The 20230-nt window shown below is 50.5% G+C and carries 24 protein-coding genes; 4 read left to right on the forward strand and 20 right to left on the reverse strand.

Annotation, left to right across the window (positions count from 1 at the left end; translation table 11 throughout):
• Positions 1-31 precede the first annotated feature (31 nt).
• A complete protein-coding gene (gene sbcB / locus ACJHYO_RS14890; protein ID WP_000980557.1) occupies positions 32-1459 on the reverse strand; it encodes an exodeoxyribonuclease I in 1428 nt (475 codons plus the stop codon).
• Positions 1460-1667: 208 nt separating this feature from the next.
• Here sbcB and dacD point away from each other — a divergent pair, with 208 nt between their 5' ends.
• From dacD to ACJHYO_RS14910, 4 genes are all read left to right on the forward strand, one after another.
• On the forward strand, positions 1668-2834 hold the full coding sequence (dacD, locus tag ACJHYO_RS14895) for a serine-type D-Ala-D-Ala carboxypeptidase DacD (RefSeq protein WP_001296209.1): 1167 nt from the start codon (positions 1668-1670) through the stop codon (positions 2832-2834).
• Between the two features lie 118 nt (positions 2835-2952).
• Positions 2953-3426: a DNA gyrase inhibitor SbmC gene (gene sbmC, locus ACJHYO_RS14900; RefSeq protein ID WP_001105376.1), complete on the forward strand. Its 474-nt coding sequence runs from the start codon at positions 2953-2955 to the stop codon at positions 3424-3426.
• A gap of 197 nt (positions 3427-3623) precedes the next feature.
• Positions 3624-4682, forward strand: a complete 1059-nt coding sequence (locus tag ACJHYO_RS14905) for an FUSC family protein (protein WP_001200890.1) — start codon at positions 3624-3626, stop codon at positions 4680-4682.
• 171 nt (positions 4683-4853) lie between these two features.
• On the forward strand, positions 4854-5183 hold the full coding sequence (locus ACJHYO_RS14910) for a DUF496 family protein (protein WP_000450409.1): 330 nt from the start codon (positions 4854-4856) through the stop codon (positions 5181-5183).
• A 100-nt stretch (positions 5184-5283) separates the two neighbouring features.
• Here the strand turns inward: ACJHYO_RS14910 and ACJHYO_RS14915 are convergent, their stop codons facing one another.
• From ACJHYO_RS14915 to pduA, 19 genes are read right to left on the reverse strand one after another with little or no spacing between them, the layout of a single operon-like run.
• A complete protein-coding gene (locus ACJHYO_RS14915) occupies positions 5284-5727 on the reverse strand; it encodes a EutP/PduV family microcompartment system protein (RefSeq protein WP_001189438.1) in 444 nt (147 codons plus the stop codon).
• Positions 5728-5731: 4 nt separating this feature from the next.
• Positions 5732-6082 (reverse strand): propanediol utilization microcompartment protein PduU, encoded by a 351-nt coding sequence (gene pduU, locus ACJHYO_RS14920; protein WP_000211397.1) that lies wholly within the window; start codon positions 6080-6082, stop codon positions 5732-5734.
• Positions 6082-6636, reverse strand: coding sequence for a propanediol utilization microcompartment protein PduT (pduT, locus tag ACJHYO_RS14925; RefSeq protein ID WP_000030725.1), 555 nt, complete (start codon positions 6634-6636; stop codon positions 6082-6084). Before pduT ends, pduU begins: the two co-directional genes overlap by 1 nt.
• Positions 6637-6638: 2 nt before the next feature.
• Positions 6639-7982, reverse strand: coding sequence for a 4Fe-4S dicluster domain-containing protein (locus ACJHYO_RS14930; RefSeq protein WP_001100575.1), 1344 nt, complete (start codon positions 7980-7982; stop codon positions 6639-6641).
• Positions 7979-9091 (reverse strand): 1-propanol dehydrogenase PduQ, encoded by a 1113-nt coding sequence (locus ACJHYO_RS14935; protein ID WP_094258956.1) that lies wholly within the window; start codon positions 9089-9091, stop codon positions 7979-7981. Before ACJHYO_RS14935 ends, ACJHYO_RS14930 begins: the two co-directional genes overlap by 4 nt.
• Positions 9092-9101: 10 nt before the next feature.
• A complete protein-coding gene (pduP, locus tag ACJHYO_RS14940) occupies positions 9102-10487 on the reverse strand; it encodes a CoA-acylating propionaldehyde dehydrogenase PduP (RefSeq protein WP_001065568.1) in 1386 nt (461 codons plus the stop codon).
• Positions 10484-11491, reverse strand: coding sequence for a two-domain cob(I)yrinic acid a,c-diamide adenosyltransferase PduO (gene pduO, locus ACJHYO_RS14945; RefSeq protein WP_024231791.1), 1008 nt, complete (start codon positions 11489-11491; stop codon positions 10484-10486). Before pduO ends, pduP begins: the two co-directional genes overlap by 4 nt.
• An 11-nt stretch (positions 11492-11502) precedes the next feature.
• Positions 11503-11778, reverse strand: a complete 276-nt coding sequence (gene pduN / locus ACJHYO_RS14950) for a propanediol utilization microcompartment protein PduN (RefSeq protein ID WP_000549827.1) — start codon at positions 11776-11778, stop codon at positions 11503-11505.
• Positions 11779-11781: 3 nt separating this feature from the next.
• Entirely contained in the window at positions 11782-12273 is a 492-nt protein-coding gene (gene pduM, locus ACJHYO_RS14955) for a microcompartment protein PduM (protein ID WP_001061902.1), read from the reverse strand.
• Positions 12270-12902 carry a phosphate propanoyltransferase gene (locus ACJHYO_RS14960; RefSeq protein ID WP_000361041.1) on the reverse strand — a complete coding sequence of 211 codons (633 nt, stop codon included), beginning with the start codon at positions 12900-12902 and terminating at the stop codon, positions 12270-12272. Before ACJHYO_RS14960 ends, pduM begins: the two co-directional genes overlap by 4 nt.
• A 2-nt stretch (positions 12903-12904) precedes the next feature.
• On the reverse strand, positions 12905-13327 hold the full coding sequence (locus ACJHYO_RS14965; protein ID WP_000814165.1) for a BMC domain-containing protein: 423 nt from the start codon (positions 13325-13327) through the stop codon (positions 12905-12907).
• A gap of 23 nt (positions 13328-13350) precedes the next feature.
• Positions 13351-13626, reverse strand: coding sequence for a propanediol utilization microcompartment protein PduJ (pduJ, locus tag ACJHYO_RS14970; protein ID WP_001057752.1), 276 nt, complete (start codon positions 13624-13626; stop codon positions 13351-13353).
• 19 nt (positions 13627-13645) lie between these two features.
• Positions 13646-13996: a glycerol dehydratase reactivase beta/small subunit family protein gene (locus tag ACJHYO_RS14975; protein ID WP_000444012.1), complete on the reverse strand. Its 351-nt coding sequence runs from the start codon at positions 13994-13996 to the stop codon at positions 13646-13648.
• Entirely contained in the window at positions 13986-15818 is a 1833-nt protein-coding gene (locus tag ACJHYO_RS14980; RefSeq protein ID WP_001268907.1) for a diol dehydratase reactivase subunit alpha, read from the reverse strand. The genes ACJHYO_RS14975 and ACJHYO_RS14980 overlap by 11 nt, the downstream gene beginning before the upstream one ends.
• Before the next feature lie 9 nt (positions 15819-15827).
• The gene (gene pduE, locus ACJHYO_RS14985; RefSeq protein WP_001090586.1) at positions 15828-16346 is read right to left on the reverse strand and encodes a propanediol dehydratase small subunit PduE; all 519 of its coding nucleotides are present in this window, start codon (positions 16344-16346) and stop codon (positions 15828-15830) included.
• Positions 16347-16360: 14 nt separating this feature from the next.
• Entirely contained in the window at positions 16361-17029 is a 669-nt protein-coding gene (locus tag ACJHYO_RS14990) for a propanediol/glycerol family dehydratase medium subunit (protein ID WP_000405041.1), read from the reverse strand.
• A 9-nt stretch (positions 17030-17038) separates the two neighbouring features.
• Positions 17039-18703, reverse strand: a complete 1665-nt coding sequence (gene pduC, locus ACJHYO_RS14995; RefSeq protein ID WP_021542999.1) for a propanediol dehydratase large subunit PduC — start codon at positions 18701-18703, stop codon at positions 17039-17041.
• An 18-nt stretch (positions 18704-18721) separates the two neighbouring features.
• Positions 18722-19534, reverse strand: a complete 813-nt coding sequence (pduB, locus tag ACJHYO_RS15000; RefSeq protein ID WP_000097490.1) for a propanediol utilization microcompartment protein PduB — start codon at positions 19532-19534, stop codon at positions 18722-18724.
• A complete protein-coding gene (pduA, locus tag ACJHYO_RS15005; RefSeq protein ID WP_001183614.1) occupies positions 19531-19815 on the reverse strand; it encodes a propanediol utilization microcompartment protein PduA in 285 nt (94 codons plus the stop codon). The genes pduB and pduA overlap by 4 nt, the downstream gene beginning before the upstream one ends.
• Between the last annotated feature and the right edge of the window lie 415 nt (positions 19816-20230).

The following is a 20230-nucleotide window of genomic DNA, read 5'->3' on the forward strand; positions in this document are numbered from 1 at the left end:
AGCCGGAGTTTGTCGCTCCGGCTTTTTTGTTTCAGACGATCTCTTCCGCGTACTGCCAAAGCGCTTTTAACAGCGCCACTTTCTCTTTGTCATCGGCATACTGTTGTGCCAGCATCTGCAATTCATCAGCGTAGCCCTGCAAAAACTCTGGCGTGAAGACCTGGCGGCGGTGCTCCAGCCAGCGTTGCTGCTCGGCATAATCCAGCGTCCCCGGGAAGTTGCGCGCTCGATAATTGAACAACAGTTTTTCAATTCGTTTATCAACAAAAGTGATATCCAGTGCCGGTAAATTACGCGGCTCGGTTTCCAGCACAATTTTCATTGCTGCACGATCGGCGTCACTGAAAAAGCCATTATAAAGCTGTGCATCCACGTTATCTGAAGGCGTAAACGGTTCGGCTTCCGCGAATATCGCCACCACTTTTTCACGCACTTGCGGATTTTCACGCAGAATTTTTAGGTTATCGAGGCAATGCTGACGATTAATTCCCAGTCGGTCGGCATCTTCCGGGCGTAGCGTATTCGCCTGGGCCAGTACCGGACATTTATTGATATGCACCAGCTTAACCGGAACGGCGGCGTTATCGCCAAGATCGGCTTTTGCGGTATATAAACGCTCGCGCAATGTGTCGCTATCCAGCTCCAGTAATGGCGAAATGTCTCCTGCCAAATCCACCATAATTACGGCATTGCGATTTTCAGGATGCCACGCCAGCGGTGCCACCCAGCTGGTATTGCCGCGCCATGCCCCAAACATTCCGGAAACGTGAACCAGGGGTTTCATCTGCGGAACATCAATCAACGCCATCAGTTTGTGTTTATTACGATGGGTAAAGAGATAATCAAACAGGCGTGGCTGACGCGTTTTTACCAGTTTCGCCATCGCAATAGTGGCGTACACATCAGCCATCGCATCGTGGGCGTTGCTATGTTCAATACCATTCGCTTTGGTTAAATGCTCAAGGCGAAAGCTCGGTAGACCGTCATCATTTTCAGGCCAGTTTATTCCTTCCGGGCGCAGGGCATAACAGGCACGCATAACATCCAGTAAATCCCAGCGCGAGTTATCATGCTGCCAGCTCCAGGCGTAAGGATCGTAGAAATTACGATAAAAAACGTTGCGTGTGACTTCGTCGTCGAAACGCACATTGTTGTAGCCCAGAATACAGGTCTTCGGTACGGTAAAAAGCGAGTGAATACGGGCGGCAAACGCGGCTTCGTTTTCTCCTTTCGCCCGTGCCTCCTGCGGGGTAATACCGGTAATTAATACTGCTCCAGGCTGGGGTAAATAGTCATCCGCGGGCTTGCAGTAAAAGACTTCGGGTTCGCCGATGACATTGAATTCGTTATCAGTGCGAATGGCTGCGAACTGTGCAGGGCGATCTAACGCGGGGTGCGTTCCAAAGGTTTCGTAATCGTGAAACAAAAAGGTAGATTGTTGCTTACCGTCATTCATCATTAGGTTAAATCCGTTATTTCTGCTGTCTGCCAGAGTATCAAATATCACCGTGCTAATCAGCTTTAGCGCGACAATTTGGCAGCGAGTGGCAACAGATCATGTCAGATAAAAATGAGATAGTAGTCACATTTTCTTGCACTTTATTCCAGCCAGTTCATAAGTATTTCCGTAAAAAGAACAGCTATTTGAAACACCTGAGGGTTTGCTGTTGAAACGCCGTCTTATTATTGCTGCTTCTTTGTTCGTTTTTAATTTATCGTCTGGTTTTGCGGCGGAAAACATTCCTTTTTCACCTCAACCTCCAGAGATTCATGCCGGGTCCTGGGTATTGATGGATTACACCACCGGTCAGATTCTCACCGCGGGTAATGAGCATCAACAGCGCAATCCCGCCAGCCTGACAAAGCTGATGACGGGCTATGTCGTGGATCGCGCTATCGATAGTCATCGCATTACGCCGGACGATATTGTCACCGTGGGGCGTGATGCGTGGGCGAAAGATAATCCGGTGTTTGTCGGTTCTTCACTGATGTTTTTGAAAGAGGGCGATCGCGTATCGGTACGTGATTTAAGCCGTGGTTTAATTGTGGATTCCGGAAATGACGCTTGTGTTGCACTGGCTGACTATATTGCCGGTGGGCAACGGCAGTTTGTTGAAATGATGAACAACTATGCCGAGAAGCTGCATCTCAAGGATACGCATTTTGAAACAGTGCATGGTCTGGATGCACCTGGCCAGCATAGCTCGGCTTATGATTTAGCTGTGCTTTCTCGCGCTATCATCCACGGCGAGCCCGAGTTTTATCATATGTACAGTGAGAAAAGCCTCACCTGGAACGGTATCACCCAGCAAAACCGTAACGGGTTATTGTGGGATAAAACCATGAATGTTGACGGCCTGAAAACGGGTCATACTTCTGGTGCTGGGTTTAATCTCATTGCTTCGGCTGTAGATGGGCAGCGTCGTCTCATTGCAGTGGTAATGGGGGCTGACAGTGCAAAAGGTCGTGAGGAAGAGGCAAGAAAATTACTGCGTTGGGGGCAACAAAACTTTACTACGGTGCAAATTTTGCACCGGGGGAAAAAGGTCGGAACGGAACGCATCTGGTATGGCGATAAAGAAAATATCGCACTGGGAACGGAACAAGAGTTCTGGATGGTGCTACCGAAAGCCGAAATTCCACATATCAAAGCCAAATATACCCTTGATGGTAAAGAACTCACCGCGCCAATTAGCGCCCATCAGCGGGTAGGGGAAATTGAACTTTACGACCGTGATAAACAGGTGGCGCACTGGCCGCTGGTTACCCTGGAATCTGTCGGGGAAGGCAGCATGTTTTCCCGCCTGAGTGATTATTTCCACCATAAGGCCTGACCTTTCTTTTGCAGCAGACTGGCAGGAGTGCGAGTCTGCTCGCATAATCAACACTCATTCCTTGTGGTTTTAATATTGCAACTATACTGTATATAAAAACAGTGTTAGTGGAGGCGTCATGAACTACGAGATTAAGCAGGAAGATAAACGTACCGTTGCAGGTTTCCATCTTGTTGGCCCGTGGGAGCAGACGGTAAAGAAAGGTTTTGAGCAGTTGATGATGTGGATAGATAGCAAAAATATTGTGCCGAAGGAGTGGGTTGCTGTCTATTACGACAATCCAGATGAAACACCCGCCGAAAAATTACGCTGCGACACCGTCGTGACGGTACCGAATAACTTTACGCTCCCCGAAAACAGTGAGGGCGTCATTCTGACAGAAATTTCAGGTGGTCAGTATGCGGTGGCGGTGGCTCGTGTAGTCGGTGATGATTTTGCTAAACCCTGGTATCAGTTCTTTAATAGCCTCTTGCAGGACAGTGCTTATGAAATGTTACCAAAGCCCTGCTTCGAGGTTTACTTGAACAATGGCGCGGAAGATGGGTACTGGGATATCGAAATGTATGTTGCGGTGCAGCCAAAACATCACTAATTCATCTCAGGGCGGTGTGTTAACGCGAAGACCACTCTTTTTTTGAAAGCGAAAAGAGTAAGATGCGCCTTTCAAATTTTTCGCTCCTGCCGGGAAATTACACTGTTCCCGGTATGTCCGTCGGATAACTCAGAGGCGCGCCTTCTGGCCGACAGATGTGTTATGAGCGCTTTTCATCTTCATTACGGAGTTTCTGCGTGCGTGCCGATAAGTCATTAAGCCCGTTTGAAATCCGGGTATACCGCCATTACCGCATTGTGCATGGTACTCGGGTCGCGCTGGCATTCCTGCTCACTTTTCTCATTATCCGCCTGTTTACTATCCCGGAAAGCACCTGGCCGCTGGTCACCATGGTGGTGATTATGGGGCCAATCTCGTTCTGGGGGAACGTTGTCCCTCGTGCCTTCGAACGTATTGGCGGTACGGTGTTAGGTTCGATTTTAGGTCTTATCGCTCTGCAACTGGAGTTAATTTCGTTACCGCTGATGTTAGTCTGGTGCGCGGCGGCGATGTTTCTTTGCGGTTGGCTGGCGCTGGGCAAGAAACCGTATCAAGGATTATTGATTGGGGTGACGCTGGCAATTGTTGTGGGTTCCCCGACAGGTGAAATTGATACGGCGTTATGGCGAAGCGGCGATGTGATCCTCGGCTCTTTACTGGCAATGTTGTTTACCGGTATCTGGCCACAACGGGCGTTCATCCACTGGCGCATTCAACTGGCGAAAAGTCTGACCGAGTATAATCGGGTCTATCAATCTGCATTCTCACCGAACTTACTCGAACGCCCACGTCTGGAAAGCCATCTACAAAAACTCCTGACCGATGCCGTGAAAATGCGTGGGCTGATTGCGCCCGCCAGCAAAGAAACCCGTATTCCCAAATCGATATATGAAGGTATCCAGACCATTAATCGCAATCTGGTTTGTATGCTGGAGTTGCAAATCAATGCATACTGGGCCACGCGCCCCAGCCATTTCGTGTTATTGAACGCGCAAAAACTTCGTGATACCCAGCACATGATGCAGCAAATACTGCTGAGCCTTGTTCATGCGCTGTACGAAGGTAATCCGCAGCCGGTTTTTGCCAATACGGAAAAATTGAACGATGCTGTGGAAGAGCTGCGTCAGTTGCTCGATAACCACCATGACCTGAAAGTCGTGGAAACACCAATCTATGGTTATGTGTGGCTGAACATGGAAACAGCGCATCAGCTTGAATTGCTATCGAATCTGATTTGCCGGGCCTTGCGCAAATAATTCCTGAACTTCAGAATCATCTTGCTGCTGCTTCGATTCAGCAAGGATAAAGGGTATGATAGTGAAAAGGGATAAAAGCATTGTCATCTGCGGCAGCTATGAGTAATGTTGGCCCTAACGAATAGCGGTTGCTTAAACGAATCCGACTCTCACATTATCAGGGGTATAAAAATGGAAACTACCAAGCCTTCATTCCAGGACGTACTGGAATTTGTTCGTCTGTTCCGTCGTAAGAACAAACTGCAACGTGAAATTCAGGACGTTGAGAAAAAGATCCGTGACAACCAGAAGCGCGTCCTGTTGCTGGACAACCTGAGCGATTACATCAAGCCAGGGATGAGCGTTGAAGCAATCCAGGGCATCATCGCCAGCATGAAAGGTGACTATGAAGATCGCGTTGACGATTACATCATCAAAAATGCCGAGCTCTCCAAAGAACGCCGCGATATCTCCAAAAAGCTGAAAGCTATGGGCGAAATGAAAAACGGCGAAGCGAAGTAATTCCTGTTTTATTCAATGAGGGTTGCCCGGCAACCCTCATTGCTCATTGATTCTTATCTGTGTATCACCGTCATCATTCTCATCTGAGAACCTATCGAAATTAGCGACAGCCTTCTTCTGTATGCAGCAAGGCAAAAAGTTCTGTAACTCCATTGTTATTAACCGCACTGGTTACTAACACGTTGTGCGCTCCAGCTTCCCGTAACCAACATTTCACCAAAGATATTTGTTCCATACTGGCTAAATCTGCTTTGGTTACTACTCCAATGACCGGGCGATTCATTGACGAGGTAAAGCCTGGTGAAAAAGGTGACCATGGTGCGTCCGCATTAAGTACCAGCGCGATAATGTCTGCTTCGCAGGCACTGACCAACAATGCACTGTAGAGGCTGCGGTTTTCGAGGTATTCGCCTGGTGTATCAATGGTGGTCGGGGACCAGACGATTGCCTGCGTTTTCTGATAATGGATATTTTCGCCACGCAGACATTGCGTGAGTGACGTTTTTCCGCACTGGCTGGGGCCGATAAGCATCATACGTTGCATAACGTCAGGTCCGCGTAATGGGGCAGGCGGTAAAGCGCATCATTTCACCCAGCGTACGGGTAACCTGGCTAAGTGCATATTCAATAGCAGAAACATCACCAGTCAGCACTACGGCACCGGTAAAACGATCAAGAAAACCGATCTCTACAGCGCCTGATTTTGTGGCGATATCACATGCGATGATAGATGCTTCGCTGGGGGTAATCGTCAGAATGCCAATAGCAGAAACGGTGTCTGGTAAACCCAATTTCTTAAACAGATCCTTCCCTGGATTGGCGATGACATGTGCCAGCGTGACCTGCTTACCAGGGACATATTCCTGAATCATCCGTTCAGTTGTGTGCTGAGTTGTCATTATCCCTCCACCATCTGACGCCACATGGCTTCATGTGGACGGGCAATCACTGACCGATAGACCAACAAACCTTTTTCCCCCGCACGCTCGCTGGCGACAGAGACCGCGTTATTAACATCTGAAATATCGCCAGCAACCACCATGTAGCATTTACCACCAATGCCAAAAGCCATATGTACGCGAACGAGAATGACATTCGCAGCTTTGACAGCACAATCGGCAGCGTCAATGCAGGCGGCGACACTCCAGGTTTCGACTACGCCGACAGCCCGGTGCTGTTCAACATGGTTAAGTCCGCTGATTGCAGAAAGGAGGCTGGGATGAATATTCGGCAGGACAAGACTGTCGACCAGCATTTCACCAGCAAGGGACGCTCCGCTGTTGATGGCCTGTTGCACCGCGCCCACATCGCCACCGAGCATCAGCAGAAATTTTCCGGGACATAGCGTTTTGCTGACCAGTAACTCAACGTTTGCGCTTTTCAGCATGGCGTCGCCGGTTTCCATCCCTTTCGCGATACTGCTAAGTTCTAAAATACCTACCGCTTTCGACATCGTTAACCTCTCACAAGCGTAATCGCGTTTTCTGTCACATCGCTGACCATGCCATCAATACTGGCATGAATCGGGGCACCTAATGTGCCGTGTGGAATTTGACCTACACATTGCCCATGAACGACGCGATCGCCTTTTTGTACACACGCAATTGCGCTGGCACCGATGTGCTGGCGTAACAATAACGTCACTTTTTCGGGCTGAGGCACCTGTTCAGACAATGGCGCATCCTGATACCACGGGATTAGGCCCAGTCTGGTTACCAGCCGTTTTACGGGAATCAGTCGATAATTTGCCATGGGATCAGCAGGATTTAAGGCACCTTCGTAGCGGAGATTTTGTGCGCGTAATTCCTGCTTAAGCAGGCGGTTTATGCGCATTGGTGAAATTCCTACCGGACAGGCGACGCTGGCGCAGACGTTGCACTCCGAACAGGTGAGCGCCGTCAGTAACAGTTGTGGCGTAGCGAGCTGTTGGTAGTTAACCGCACGTACTAATAAATGGGGGGCCAGTTCGTGACCGACTAAATGACGTGGGCAGAGATCGGTACACAAGCGGCATTGCTCACAAACAGTTTTCGCGACGGCAAGTACGCTGCGGTCATTCTGCATTCGACGTTGGATCAGTGAATGAGAGTTGGGTAAAACCAGCAATCCGCCAGTGGTTTTGCTGACGGGGGTGTCGAGCGATGTGATCAAACTTCCCATCATCGGCCCGCCATTGATAAAACCAGGAGCATCTACTGTTGCGCCGCCCGCCAGCGCCAGGACTTCACGTAAAGACATGCCGATGGGGACGGTTACCGTTATTGGTTTCGCCACTGCACCATTAATAGTGAGTGTGCGGCGCGTCACTGGATACTGTTGCTCGACGGCTCTGGCAATATTAAGTACGGTTTGAACATTATTGACCACCACACCGACGCTAACGGGTAATGCAGCGGGTGGAACGCGGCGACCAGTTGCCATCCAGATGGTCAGCACTTCGTCTCCTGCGGGGTAAACATCGGGCAAAATATGCAGGCGGATATCCGGTGGTAACAGTGGTGTGAGTGCGTTTATTGCCCGTTGATATTTTTCTTTCAGCGCGATGATTCCGCTACTGGCCCCGGTGGCTTTCATAGCATAGTGAACACCGCGAAGCAGGCGGCTGGCTTGCTGTACCATTAACTGTTGATCCACTTTCAACATTGGTTCGCATTCCGCCGCATTCACCAGGAACGTGTCAACACGCGCTTGTAGCTTAATATGGGTTGGAAAACCTGCGCCGCCAGCACCCACAACACCTGCTGCTTGTACTCGCTCGCGGATGGTCTGGTCGTCGCAGGAGGTTAATCCGACGTTCATAACAACTCCTCGAGCAGTTCTGCAATCGCGGAGGCATCAGCCGCACGCGGGTTGGTACGCAACGTTGCATCCGCCAGTGCCGCCTGAACCATATCTGGTATGCGAACTGACCATTCTGCTTTTTTTTCTTTCAGCGTATTGGTAAGAGTCGGCAGCGTACAGGTTGTTTTAAGCTGTTCAATATGTTGAATAAGTGCATTCAGGCTGGCGGTGTCATTGGCGTTGTCCGGGCATAAATGGCACGTTTTCGCCAGCCGGGCGTAGCGTTTGGCTGCGCGCGGATCGCCAGCATTAAAGCGGATAACCGCCGTGAGCAGGAGCGCATTCGCCAGGCCGTGCGGCAGATGAAACTGTCCGCCGAGTTGATGAGCAATTGCATGGTTTAAACCGAGTCCAGCCTGGCTAAAGGCTATTCCTGCAAGCGTCGATGCATTATGCATTTTGCCACGGGTGGCAAGACAATCGCCTTTCTTCACTGCAGTGGGCAGGTATTGAAAAACAATTTGCACGGCTTTTTCGACCAGTGCATCCGTGAAGTCGCTGGCGCGGGGAGAAACATAAGCTTCAAGCGCATGGGTTAAAACATCCATCCCGGTATTGGCCGTTATCGCCGGTGGCACGCTGACGACCAAAGATGGATCAAGGATCGCGATATCCGGATAAAGTGCATTATCGAAAAGGGGATATTTAATCCCTTTCTCAGGATCGCTGATGACACAAGCACTGGTCACTTCGGAACCGGTACCGCTGGTGGTAGGAATGGCTACGCAGGTTTCAATTTCAATGCCACACTGGCGACCGAACCAGACAATCGATTTTGCGGCGTCCAGGGCAGAACCGCCGCCAAAACCGATAACCACATCCGGGCGTAAAGTCTGCATTTGCGCAATGCCTTTCACCACGGTCTGGATAGTTGGGTCGGGCGTTATTTCGCTAAAAATACTGAGACGATTACTGTCGGGCAGCGCCTGATGCAACGTGTCAATGAGTGGTGAGTGTGCCAGAAAGACGTCGCAAATAATCCAGATGTGCCTATTCGTGAAACGGCTCAGTATGTTGAGACTTCCCGTTCCGCTGTATAAACGCGTCTGCAGTGAAAAAGTTTTCATTTCCGTTTCTCTAGCGAATGGAAAAGCCGCTGGTTAACACGCAGCGTCGTGAGCGGGCAAAAGTCCGTGCTGACGTTGTACCCTCTCCGGTCGGTGTTGCAATGGTAAAGGTCGTAAAGCCTTCGCCGCCGACGCCAATACCCGCCCAGGAGGGGCCGTTTTTGACAAAGATTGAGGTTTGCATAACCCGCGCGGCAAGGTTGAGCCGTGAGACGTTCTGCGAGTGCATAATTGCCGTGTGGTGCAAGCCGTCTTCCACTTTCAACGCCAGGGCGAGAGCGCTGTCAAAATCGTTGACCTTCACAATGGGCAGCATTGGCATCAGTTGTTCACACGTAACCCAACTATCATCGGCGTCAACAACAGCAATCAGTAGGCGCGGCGCTTTTGCGGGCAAAGGGAGGCCCGCTGCTTCCAGCAAGGCTGATGGGCTTTTCCCAACCAGTTTTTTGTTGGCGCTACCGTCTGGCAGGCAAATTGCACGCAATTTCTCCGTTTGTTCATGGTTAAGAAGAAGTGCGCCGAAACTTTGCATCTGCTGAATTAAATAATCTGCCACTGACGCCACGACAATCAGGCTTTTTTCAGCGATACACGGCAGGTTGTAATCAAATGAAGCGCCGTTGATGATGTCCTCGGCGGCTTTCACAATATCCGCCGTTTCATCGACAATGCAGGGTGGGTTACCCGCTCCGGCACCAATCACTTTCTTGCCACTTTTCATTCCCATGGCGACGATCCCCGGGCCGCCGGTAATCGCCAGAACGCTGACTTTAGGGTGCGCCATCATCTGTTCGGTGGCAGCAAAGGTCGGTTCAGATACGGTAACGATCAGGTTATGAATGCCACTACAGCGAAACGCGATGTCTTCGATTGTGGTAATCAGTTTTAACGAAACGTATTTGGCTCCCGGGTGTGGACTGAAGTAGACGCTATTACCTGCTGCCAGCATGCTGATGCTGTTGTTAATGATGGTTTCCGTGGGGTTGGTGCTTGGCGTGACCGAGCCAATAACCCCAAACGGGGAGTATTCAAACAAAACCATGCCACCATCACCGGTTAGTGCAGTGGTGGTTAAATCTTCAATTCCTGGCGTATTATTGAGTGCTGCTTTGTTCTTTAGGTACTTATCCTCTTTATTTCCCATCCCTGTTTCACTGGCGCTTTCTTCTGCCAGTTCGGTAAGGCGGGGCATTAATTCTTCGCGAATGGCGCTGATAATGGCGCTACGGGTTTTAAGCGGGCACTGTTGAAAGCGTAAAAAGGCCTGGTGTGCTGCGCAGACCGCTTCATCAACAGTCTGGAAAATAGCGTTTCTTTGCATTCGTGGTGTAGCGGGGACAAGTTGTTCACGCAGAATATTGCGGATCAGTGTTTCTAATTCAGAGTTATTCATTGGTTTACTCCCACGTTAATTGCCGCCATTGCGCTTTGGGCAATATCCATGTCTTGTTCAACGCTACCGCCGCTGATGCCAAGCCCGCCAAGCAATTTTCCGTCACGCCAGAGGGGGAAGCCGCCACCAAAAGTGACGACTTTGCCTTGCATATGGCTTTCGAGCCCGTAAAGCGGCGCGCCGGGTTGCACGGTATCAGCAAGTTTGTGGGTTGCCGTTTTCATCGCCACGGCGGTCCAGGCTTTTTTCGGTGCCAGTTCACTACTGACCAACAGGGCATCAGGCATCCGCCAGGTAACACTTTCTGTTCCGTTGGCATCAACAATGCTGATGACAACGGGAATATGCAGTTCATCTGCGCGCATTGCCGCACTACGAATGAGCTGGTGAAGATCCTGAAAAGTGAGCGGCATTGTGCGTTCCTTCAATGCTGGTGTGTGGTTGGCTTCGTGATAACGTTTTGTGATTTCCTGAATCATCAGGTTTTGATGAGCAACGTTGTCTTCCACGCGGGCGAGGGCATACAGGCAATCGGAAAGTCGGTTGATATAGTGCAGCAAAACATTCCGGATGGTGGTTTCCGTTGTCAGTTCAACCAGACGTCTTTCAGCCCGTCGAGCCACCGTGCGGGCGAAATGCATGCGGCTTGCGGCTTCACATCGACCAGGCAGAATGAAGCTGTGAACCGGGGGGACGGCGTTCATTGCGCTATCGATCGCGTTTTCCAGCGCGGCAATTTCTTCCGTACCGATGTAACGCTGCTGCGCTGACGGCTGTTCGCTTTCACTGGCGAGTTCGGCGCTAAACCAAAATATCTGTTGTTGAATGGCTTCCAGTAAGATGCGATGGCTTTCGATGGCGGTGGCGCAATAACACAGACTGAGTGTCGCGTTCAGTTCATCCAGCGTGCCATAGGTTTCGACACGTAGATGAGTTTTGCTGACGCGCTGTCCGGTAAATAAAGACGTACTTCCTGAATCACCTGTTCGGGTATAAATTGCCATCTTTCAACTCCTTAGCGTGAAAGCGTATCGACAATGCCGACCACTGCCAGGTCGATGGCTTCGTTAGGGCCGGAAAACACATGTCTGGCGCTGGAACCACTGCTGAGGAGTACCAACTCACCAACGCCTGCGCCGACTGAATCAACGGCAACTTCGTCGCCGGTTAATGGCGTGAGAGGCAGTTCGCCGTCAGCACTGACCCGGCGAACCAGCAGCAGTTTTTTCCCGATCAGAGAAGGTGATTTTTGCGTGGATACTACCGCGCCAGTGACTCGAGCCAGATGCATAGGTTACTCCTGCCTGATTAACTGAATATTTCGGGTAATTGCCGCTTCACGAGCCAGTGCGGTCACACAACATTTTCGCTGTAACACCAGTATTCCCGAGCTTAACTGTGCAATATCGGCATAACTTAAAAGTCGATCACGATGAAGGTAGATCGGTTGCCCTTGCTCGTCGCACCAGCTTAGCGGTAGACGGGCGAGAGTCTTCAATTCAATGGCGTTCAGGAAATGACGCTGCAACGACAATTGAATGTGCAATCCCCAGGCTAACGCTTCGTGTATCTGAATTGCTGCTCGATCTGACGTTTCGTTCCCCGCAAGTTGTCGCAGCAGCGGCAGATCGACATATCGGATTTGTAATGATGCATACTGATGAACTATCTCTTGAACGCTGGCGTCTCGCAGTTGAAAAACAGTCAGCACGAGTGTTTTTCCCGCACGTTGTTTAAGGCGAAAAACCACTTCGTCAACAATACGTTGCATCAGCATGTTATTCATGGCACTGACACCAGTGTGGCAAAAACGTCAGGGCTATCAGCCCCTGCGGCGTTGGCTTCATCGGTATCAATATGCATTTCAAGACGCATATCCGGAGAGACGCGAACAGCGACGTTTTCGAATATCAGTCGTCGCTCATCACCTTTAATGGCAACCGCCACTTTATCGCCATGCGTAACGCCATAAATCAGGGCATCCAGCGGAGACATATGAATATGCCGTTGTGCGACAATGACGCCAGATGTGATCTCCAGTTCCGCAAATGGGCTTATCAAACGAATCCCTGGAGTGCCGCTGAGATCGCCTGACATGCGTAGCGGGGCGGTGATCCCTAACGTTCTGGCGTCCGTACGGGAAATTTCCACCTGGCTTGCATTGCGTAGCGGCCCCAACAAGCGAACGTTGTGCAATTTACCTTTTGGTCCCTCCAGCGTAACAACCTGTTCAGCAGCGAATTGGCCAGGTTGCATTAACAGCTTTTTCTCGCTAATCGGTTGTTCAGGAAAAAGACGCAAATAATCCGCTGTTGAAAGATGAATATGACGACTGGAAACACCCAGAGGGATAGGGCGCTCGCGCATCTCATCCAGAATCTGGCTCACTGTTTCCTGCAAGGTTTGTTTATCCACTGTTACTCCCCTCGCTTATTGGCGTGCAGGCAAAGTGAGCGGGGCTCACCTTTTTGCCGCTGACATGCCGGGTCAAGACACAAATTACAACTGATAATCTCTGAGATGACGGTTGTTGCTGGTGTTTCGCTTGTTTCAACCGTCACAGTCAATGCTTCAGTTGTGTGGGGCAGAATGCCGTCTCCCGGACGGGCAATCACTTTGTGTGCGACGAGGCCATTTCGCTGTCCGGCGAAACTGGCTCCCGTCGCGATCGCCGCATTAACCGAGGCGACGTCACCGGTGATTTTGATGAGCGTCCAGCCTGAGCCATTGGTCTTCTCAAGGCCAACCAGCGTGATGGACGCGGCTTTTGCCATAGCATCTGCGCAACTGATGGCGAGTGCCAGACCACTGACTTCAAGTAATCCCAGTGATTGCTTCACGCTGTGCTCCTTAGCGAATGGGGTTATGCTGATTTAGGTAAAATAGCCTCAACATCACTGTGTGGGCGCGGGATGACATGGCAGGATTTCACTTCGCCAACGGCGCTTGCGGCGGCGCTTCCTGCATCAACGGCGGCTTTTACTGCGCCAACATCGCCACGGACCATCACCGTAATCAGACCCGAACCAATCTTTTCATAGCCAACCAGCTGCACGTTGGCGGATTTAACCATGGCATCTGCAGCTTCAATTGCGCCAACTAACCCTTTTGTTTCAACCAGTCCTAGTGCGTTGTTCATACTGCGTTTCTCCTGTGGATTATGAGTGGAGTTCCCGGAAGGGAATCCCTTTTACCAGGCGGGCAGCGTTAGTGCCGATGCTGCGCCTGGCATGGTTATCTTGTTGATACATCAGCGTAAACAGTGGCGCTGATGCCGGTAAGTTTTTGTAATGCACAATCAGTTTTTCCTGATCGCAGGCAATGCCAACCAACAGGGGAGATTGACGAGCCGCCAGCCAGGCGCTATCGATAACTTCACCTGACGGAATGTGTTGAATGCGAAAGGGAATACCTTCCTCTTCAATGCCAAGAAGCACTTCATCCCATGTAGTGATACAGTCACCGATCTCCATGACAACGATGGCTGGTGCACGCTCTTTACTTTCCATGAATCGACTCCTTGTGCCAGGCGATGAGGAGCCCAGTAGCTACCGCATTGCGCGGACCTTCGCTACCACGGATATTCCCCCGCCCGGCGACCAGTCGATAATGTGCCAGCGCGTCGGTGACCAATTGCGGTACTTCGAAATCCAGCGAAGAGCCACCTACCAGAACGACGAACGGAATGTCGCGAATATTTCCGGCAGGGCTTACCTGACGCAGCGCACGCAGGGCATTAGTTACGAAGACACGCTCTTTCGCACTGCGACGGACAGCGCGTACTTTTTCCAGCGTCAAATCACCGGGAATAGGCACCAGTTCGTCAGGTTTCACCACACAAACGCGGGCAAATACATGAGGGGATAGGGGAGTAGGGAAGAACTGAACGCTGCCATCTTCATGGCGTAAGTGGAACAGGCTTTCTACTTTTGCCAACGGGTACTTTTTGATTTCTTCTGCCAGATAACGATCATTTAAGCCCAGCTCACGAGCGATAATCATCGTTACCATGTCGCCCGCTCCCGCAAGGTGAGTGGCAACTATTTCCCCTTTCTGATTGATGATGGAGGCATCGGTAGAGCCTGCACCTAAGTCCAGAATTGCCAGTGGACGTGTCGTTCCAGGGGTCGTCAAGGCCCCCTGAATGGCGGCTTCTGCTTCTGCGCCTCCGACCTGAACATCAACATGCAGTTTTTGCTTAATTTCACTGGCGATCATCGCCATTTGCAGACGGTCGGATTTCACCATAGAGGCAATACCCACAGCCTGTTCCAGTGAAAATTCACCTGCCAGACCACCGGTTACGTTGACGGGGACAGAGGTATCTATCGCCAGCAAATCCTGAATAAAAATTTCGTTGCTGGGTTTGTTGGTCAGTTCAGCCATAGTCTGGCGAACATGTTCCAGCATTCCGCCGATGTTGGTGCCAGGTTCTCCCGTCACGTTTTCCAGTTTTGGGCACTCACCGACCGCTTTCATAATGGCATCGGCACCAGCAGCTACATCAACCCGCGTTGTGCGCCCGGCAGAAAGCAGTTCGATATTTCCGGCGGGTATCGAACGGGCTTTAACGTCGCCAGAAGGCGTTTTCACTACCACTGCTGAACGGTTGCCGATTAGCGCCCGCGCGACAGGAACAATATTTTTAGTCTCTTCAGCATTGAGGGCGAAAACGGTGGCAATCCCATACGGGTTAGACAGGGTTTCGATAACTTTCCCGGGAACGGCAACTTCAATTGCAGCCAGCATGCCGAGCGGAATACGATCGATGTAGAGGACTTCATCAACAATAGGTAGAGGAATTTCCAGGCGGTTATTGACCAGTACGCCATCGTCGCGTTGCAGAATAACGCCAGTCAGCTGATATCCGGCTCGTACGGAGGCGTTTATCATCGTTGCGATATCGGCAAAATCAAATGCCGATGACACCACCAGAATGTAGGGTGTGTCCGCCGGGCATGTTAATAACTCTTGCGGAGTGATGGTGAGTCCTACGCCCAGCCCCACTCCGCCCGGAGTTTTCGGGTTGTGACCGATCATGGTTGATTCGGTGATGATAGTTTCAGTGATGGTTTCCATCGCCACATCACCAATGACCGGAGTTGCTTCGTTGATACGAATAAGCGAAATATCGCTAACATTGATGCCGACTTTTTTCGTTGCCTGTGCGAGCGCCTCCTGAATACCATGGACGTTACGCAACGTACCTTTAATTCCGGTGGTTTCCGCCAGGGCGCTACTCACGAACGACAACTCTCCAGTTGCACTGAGCGTTGCCAGCGCAACCTCTGTTGATGAGTTGCCGATATCAATGCCTGCTATATATCGCATAATTCGTCCTTAATCGTCGCCTTTCAGTTTTTTGCGCTCGACATAAAGTTCCGCAGCTTCACGGACAAATGCAGCACAAATTTGGGCCTGATAACGCCGTTCAAGATCGTCAGCAATGGCAATAAGTTCTTGCTTAGTCGAACGATAAGGGCGTAACGCATTGTAGATTTCGAGGATGCGATCATCCGGTACTGAGGTAAGCTCAGCGGCGCGTTCGAAATTCATCGCCAGGCGATCACGACCAGCATCTCTGGCAATCGCGGCCTGAATACGCAATGTTTCAGGGGTAATGCGCATATCCTGGGCGGTGACGTTATCGCTTAGCACATTTTCCAGAGTGAAATCGTCGAGCGTTTTATTGGTTGCTGTTTTAACCCATTCCGGATGTTTATTTGCCAGCGGGTAATCCGTCACTTTGGCGCTCTGTATTGACGCGCTGGGGACCGCAGAAACAGGAGCTGCATCCTGTAAACTGTTCATGCGGTTCAACACGTCCCTGACCATCGACTCAATTGCATCGGTATTCATGAAGGTTTCCTTTGTTAAAACGTCACGCGCAGTTCTTGCGGTTTTTTGCCAGTGACCACGTACTTCGTCTCTTTAATATGCAAAATGGCAGATTTGGCCTGGTATTTCGGTCGCGCCATTTGATCGTTGAGGGTCGGCACCGGTTGTGGAGACTCGCGCTTCGCATAACGCGCGGCGTTTTTGCCAATCTGACGATAAGTATCCAGCGTCAACAAAGGCGCTTGTGGGAAAAGTTCCAGGTTAGACAAGGGGGGAAGACCTTGCTGGTGGATAACCGTTGTACCTTTCGACTGAATACCGATAGCAATACCTGAACCACTAAGACGATCTCCTTCTACTGCTACGAATGCGACATCGGACGATTTAAAGCAGCGAATCACACGGGCTTTAATGCCTTCTTCTTCGATACCGGCAATCACTTCGCGCAAAATGTTTTTATGCGGAATACCGATGATATTGACGGTTTGCGCCAGGCCGAACGCCGGGCCTACAGCAATAATGACTTCATCTTGCTGAGTGCCTTGTTGGGCTTCGCCAATTTCGGTCAGAAAATTTTCGGTATCTGGCACTGAAGAGACAGTTGCAGAGACAGGTGCGCGAAATGAAACGGACTTGTCGCTGGTTTGCATTTCTGCCAGCACGTCTTCGATAATCTGACGCAGTAATTTTTCGTTAATTTCCATTTCTCACCCTTAGTCAATTTCGTTGGGATCAAGTGCACCGGGAATATTTTTGATCTCTTCCCAGCGTTCCCCTTGCAGGCGGTAACCTGTAGCCGGTCCGGCGTAATCATTGACGTCATTGACCGCAGAGAGCACTTGTCCGTCATCGACGATGATGGCTGAGGTATGGAGATAATCGCCGGTCAGTTTTGCTTTTTGCATGTTGAGCATGTCCTGGGCGACATCGGTAAAACCGCCTTGCGCCAGGGCTTTCACCACTTCCAGGCTGTTACGGTTTTTATGGATAATCTCCTGGGCGAACTTGATGTCTTCCACAATATTGCGCTCAGGCATATCTTTCGAACCGTGGGCATAGGTTGCCGCTTCGACTTCTTCATCGGTAATTGGCGGTAGTCCCATACCGGCAAAGACAGCCTGTAAAGCGCGAGCGGCTTTATTGCGGATTGCGATAACATCTTCTTCGCGTACTGGTCGCAGCCCGCCATCAACCTTCAGGTCACGCTGAATGACGTTGTAATCATCGAAGTCTTCAGCATCTTCGTTTGAACCAGCAAACATGTTGTCGTAGTTCGGCACAGCGGAAAAACCGGAAGAGATAAAGTCGGTACCTGGCAGAAATTGCATCAGGAAACGTGCGGTACGGCGCATATCCGAGTGGGTAAAGGTCTGGTCATTACTGGAGGCGCATTCCAGATCCAGCGATGAGCAAATTAAGTTTTCCGCTAATACTGCGCGGATGCCTGATGGCACAGCTGATGGAACACCGATGCAGCTTACCGAACCATTCTGCAGACCCTGAACGCCTGCGGCTTTGGTGATGTAAATGCATCGAGCCTCGAGATAAAGCATTGATTTGCCTTCCGCGTAACCCATCTGTACTTCAGAGCCGGAGCCGGAAGTAAAGCGCATTTTTAAGCCGCGAGAAGCATAGGATGACGCGAGAAATCCTTTTGACCACGGGGTATCATCGCCATCGGTGAAAACAGGTTCTGTACCATAGACAGAAATTGTTTCGGCGTAACAGGTGTGGCCTAACATACCGAGTTTCAGTTCGGTGGCTTCTTCCAGTGAACACTGGGTCAAGACGCCCGGACGTCCCACCTGTGAGCCGACCAGCAGGGCGATGGCGTTGAACGGTGCATAGCGAGCAACGGCTACAGTGGTTTCCTGTTCATCAAACCCGCGCCATGCGCCTTCAGCTGCGTCGGCGGCAATTTGTACCGGGTTATCTTTGATGTTGGTGACGTGAGCCTGTTGTGATGGTGTTCGACGGGCGCGCATTTTCTGCATCGCCATCATCATCTCTACCACGTTCATCTGCGAAACCACTTCGACGATTTTTGCAGGCGTCATTGCTGTGGTAAGGGGAACGATATCGCTACGTTTGACATTTGGATCGCACAACATATTGGCAAGTTTTACCGAATCCATCGCGATGACTTCTTCTGCGCGCGCGAGATTGATGCCGTAGCGGGCGATAAAGTGGTCGATCAGGTCAAACTGACTGGCGGGTTTTCCATCCAGTTCGGTAACGACGCCGTTAACAATTTTGATTGACGGTTTAGGATCGTTCGGGCTTTCCATCGCAATGAAGCCTTCTTCAATCCACTCTTTAACGAAACCGTCCTGGTTGACCGGGCGTTTTGCCAGTGCTTCAAATCTTTTCGATCTCATAAATCTGCCTCAGAGAATTCAGATGTAGGAAGGGCGATCGTTTTTCGGTGTATCGCCGAGAGTCGAAAGCACGGTTTTACCGATTTCGCGTGCGGAGATGACCGCCTGGCGGACTGCGCCGGAGTCACCCGAGATAATCAGAATGACTTCATTGCTGTAGCTGGTGCCTTGAGCGGGGGAGCTGTATGCCACAACATCCACATTGGCGGACTTCAGCGCGGTGTCTGCCATCAGAACACCCACAGCAGCCGGAGCGCCGACAATAACGCCGCAAGCCCGTCCCAGTGGAGCGCCAAACGCTTTTTCCAGTGCATAGCTGGCGCGGGCGGTGTATTGCAGTTCAAGATGCCCGGCTTCGTTGGCATAGACATCACCAAAGGTCCGATCGAGTTCTTTCAGGGCAACTTCAATACCGCGTTTCACGTCGGAAACATCGTTGCCACCTAAGAGGATCAATGAGCCGTGTCCGGCACCGCCTTTAGTATCGCGAGGAAGTTCAATGCTAATAACTTCAGTGTTGGTGGCTTTTACCGCTTCATCAGCGGCCATAATGTGTGGCCCTGCGCCAATACGCGCCCCCAGAATGCCAATGGAACGATAGCGTTTTTCAAGTTTCATCGCGTCCAACAGGGCGCTATCAACGTTCGCAATGACCAGACCTACAGTGTCGCCAATAGCGGTGCCAACAAATTCTGTTAATGTGCAGCTTTTTTCTGCCATAGCCGTCTCTCGTATTTGATGAGTGGTTTTCGGGAGAACCTCATTCTCTGGCGTCGCTACGCGAGCGATGACCTGCGCCATGATCTGTTCGACCAGTTCATTGCTGCTCATGGGTTAATTCCCTTTGGTAAGATTTTTTCGACATCGGTATGTGGGCGGGGAATAACGTGTACGGCTTTTACTTCGCCGACGTTACGCGCAGCTGCGGCACCCGCGTCTGTTGCCGCTTTTACCGCCCCGACATCACCACGAACGATGACGGTCACCAGCCCGGAACCTATTTTTTCGTAGCCGACCAGCAAAACATTTGCCGACTTCACCATGGCGTCCGCGGCCTCTATGGCGGCAGTTAAGCCTTTGGTTTCTACCATTCCTAACGCTTCTTGTTGCATAAAGACCTCGCCTGGATTTTTTTGACGATATGACTATAAAAAAAAGCGAGGAAAAAGAATGGCTGACTTAATCGGCTAATGAGAAAAATTAATAGAGAACAAATATAATAAAATTGCTTTTATGAACTATATGTTGTTAATTTATTGGTTGTTTTGTAGATATTTCAATGTGAATTAATTGCGTTGGCTAGTGAGTTTAATCGCGAGTAATATTTCGTTGAGTTTGGTTCGAAGGAAGGAACTATGATATTTGTTTCAATTTTATTATGTCATGATGGCAATTTTTTATTGTAAAAGTTTGGTGGAGATTATTACTTTCAACACTGATTAACGCTGTGTTGCATGATTCGGCAATGACAATAATTTGTTATGTTAGCACGATTTTTACACGAGTCTGTCATGCATGTTGGCAATA

The organism is Escherichia sp. WS1118, from assembly GCF_046487695.1.
GTDB lineage: Bacteria > Pseudomonadota > Gammaproteobacteria > Enterobacterales > Enterobacteriaceae > Escherichia > Escherichia coli.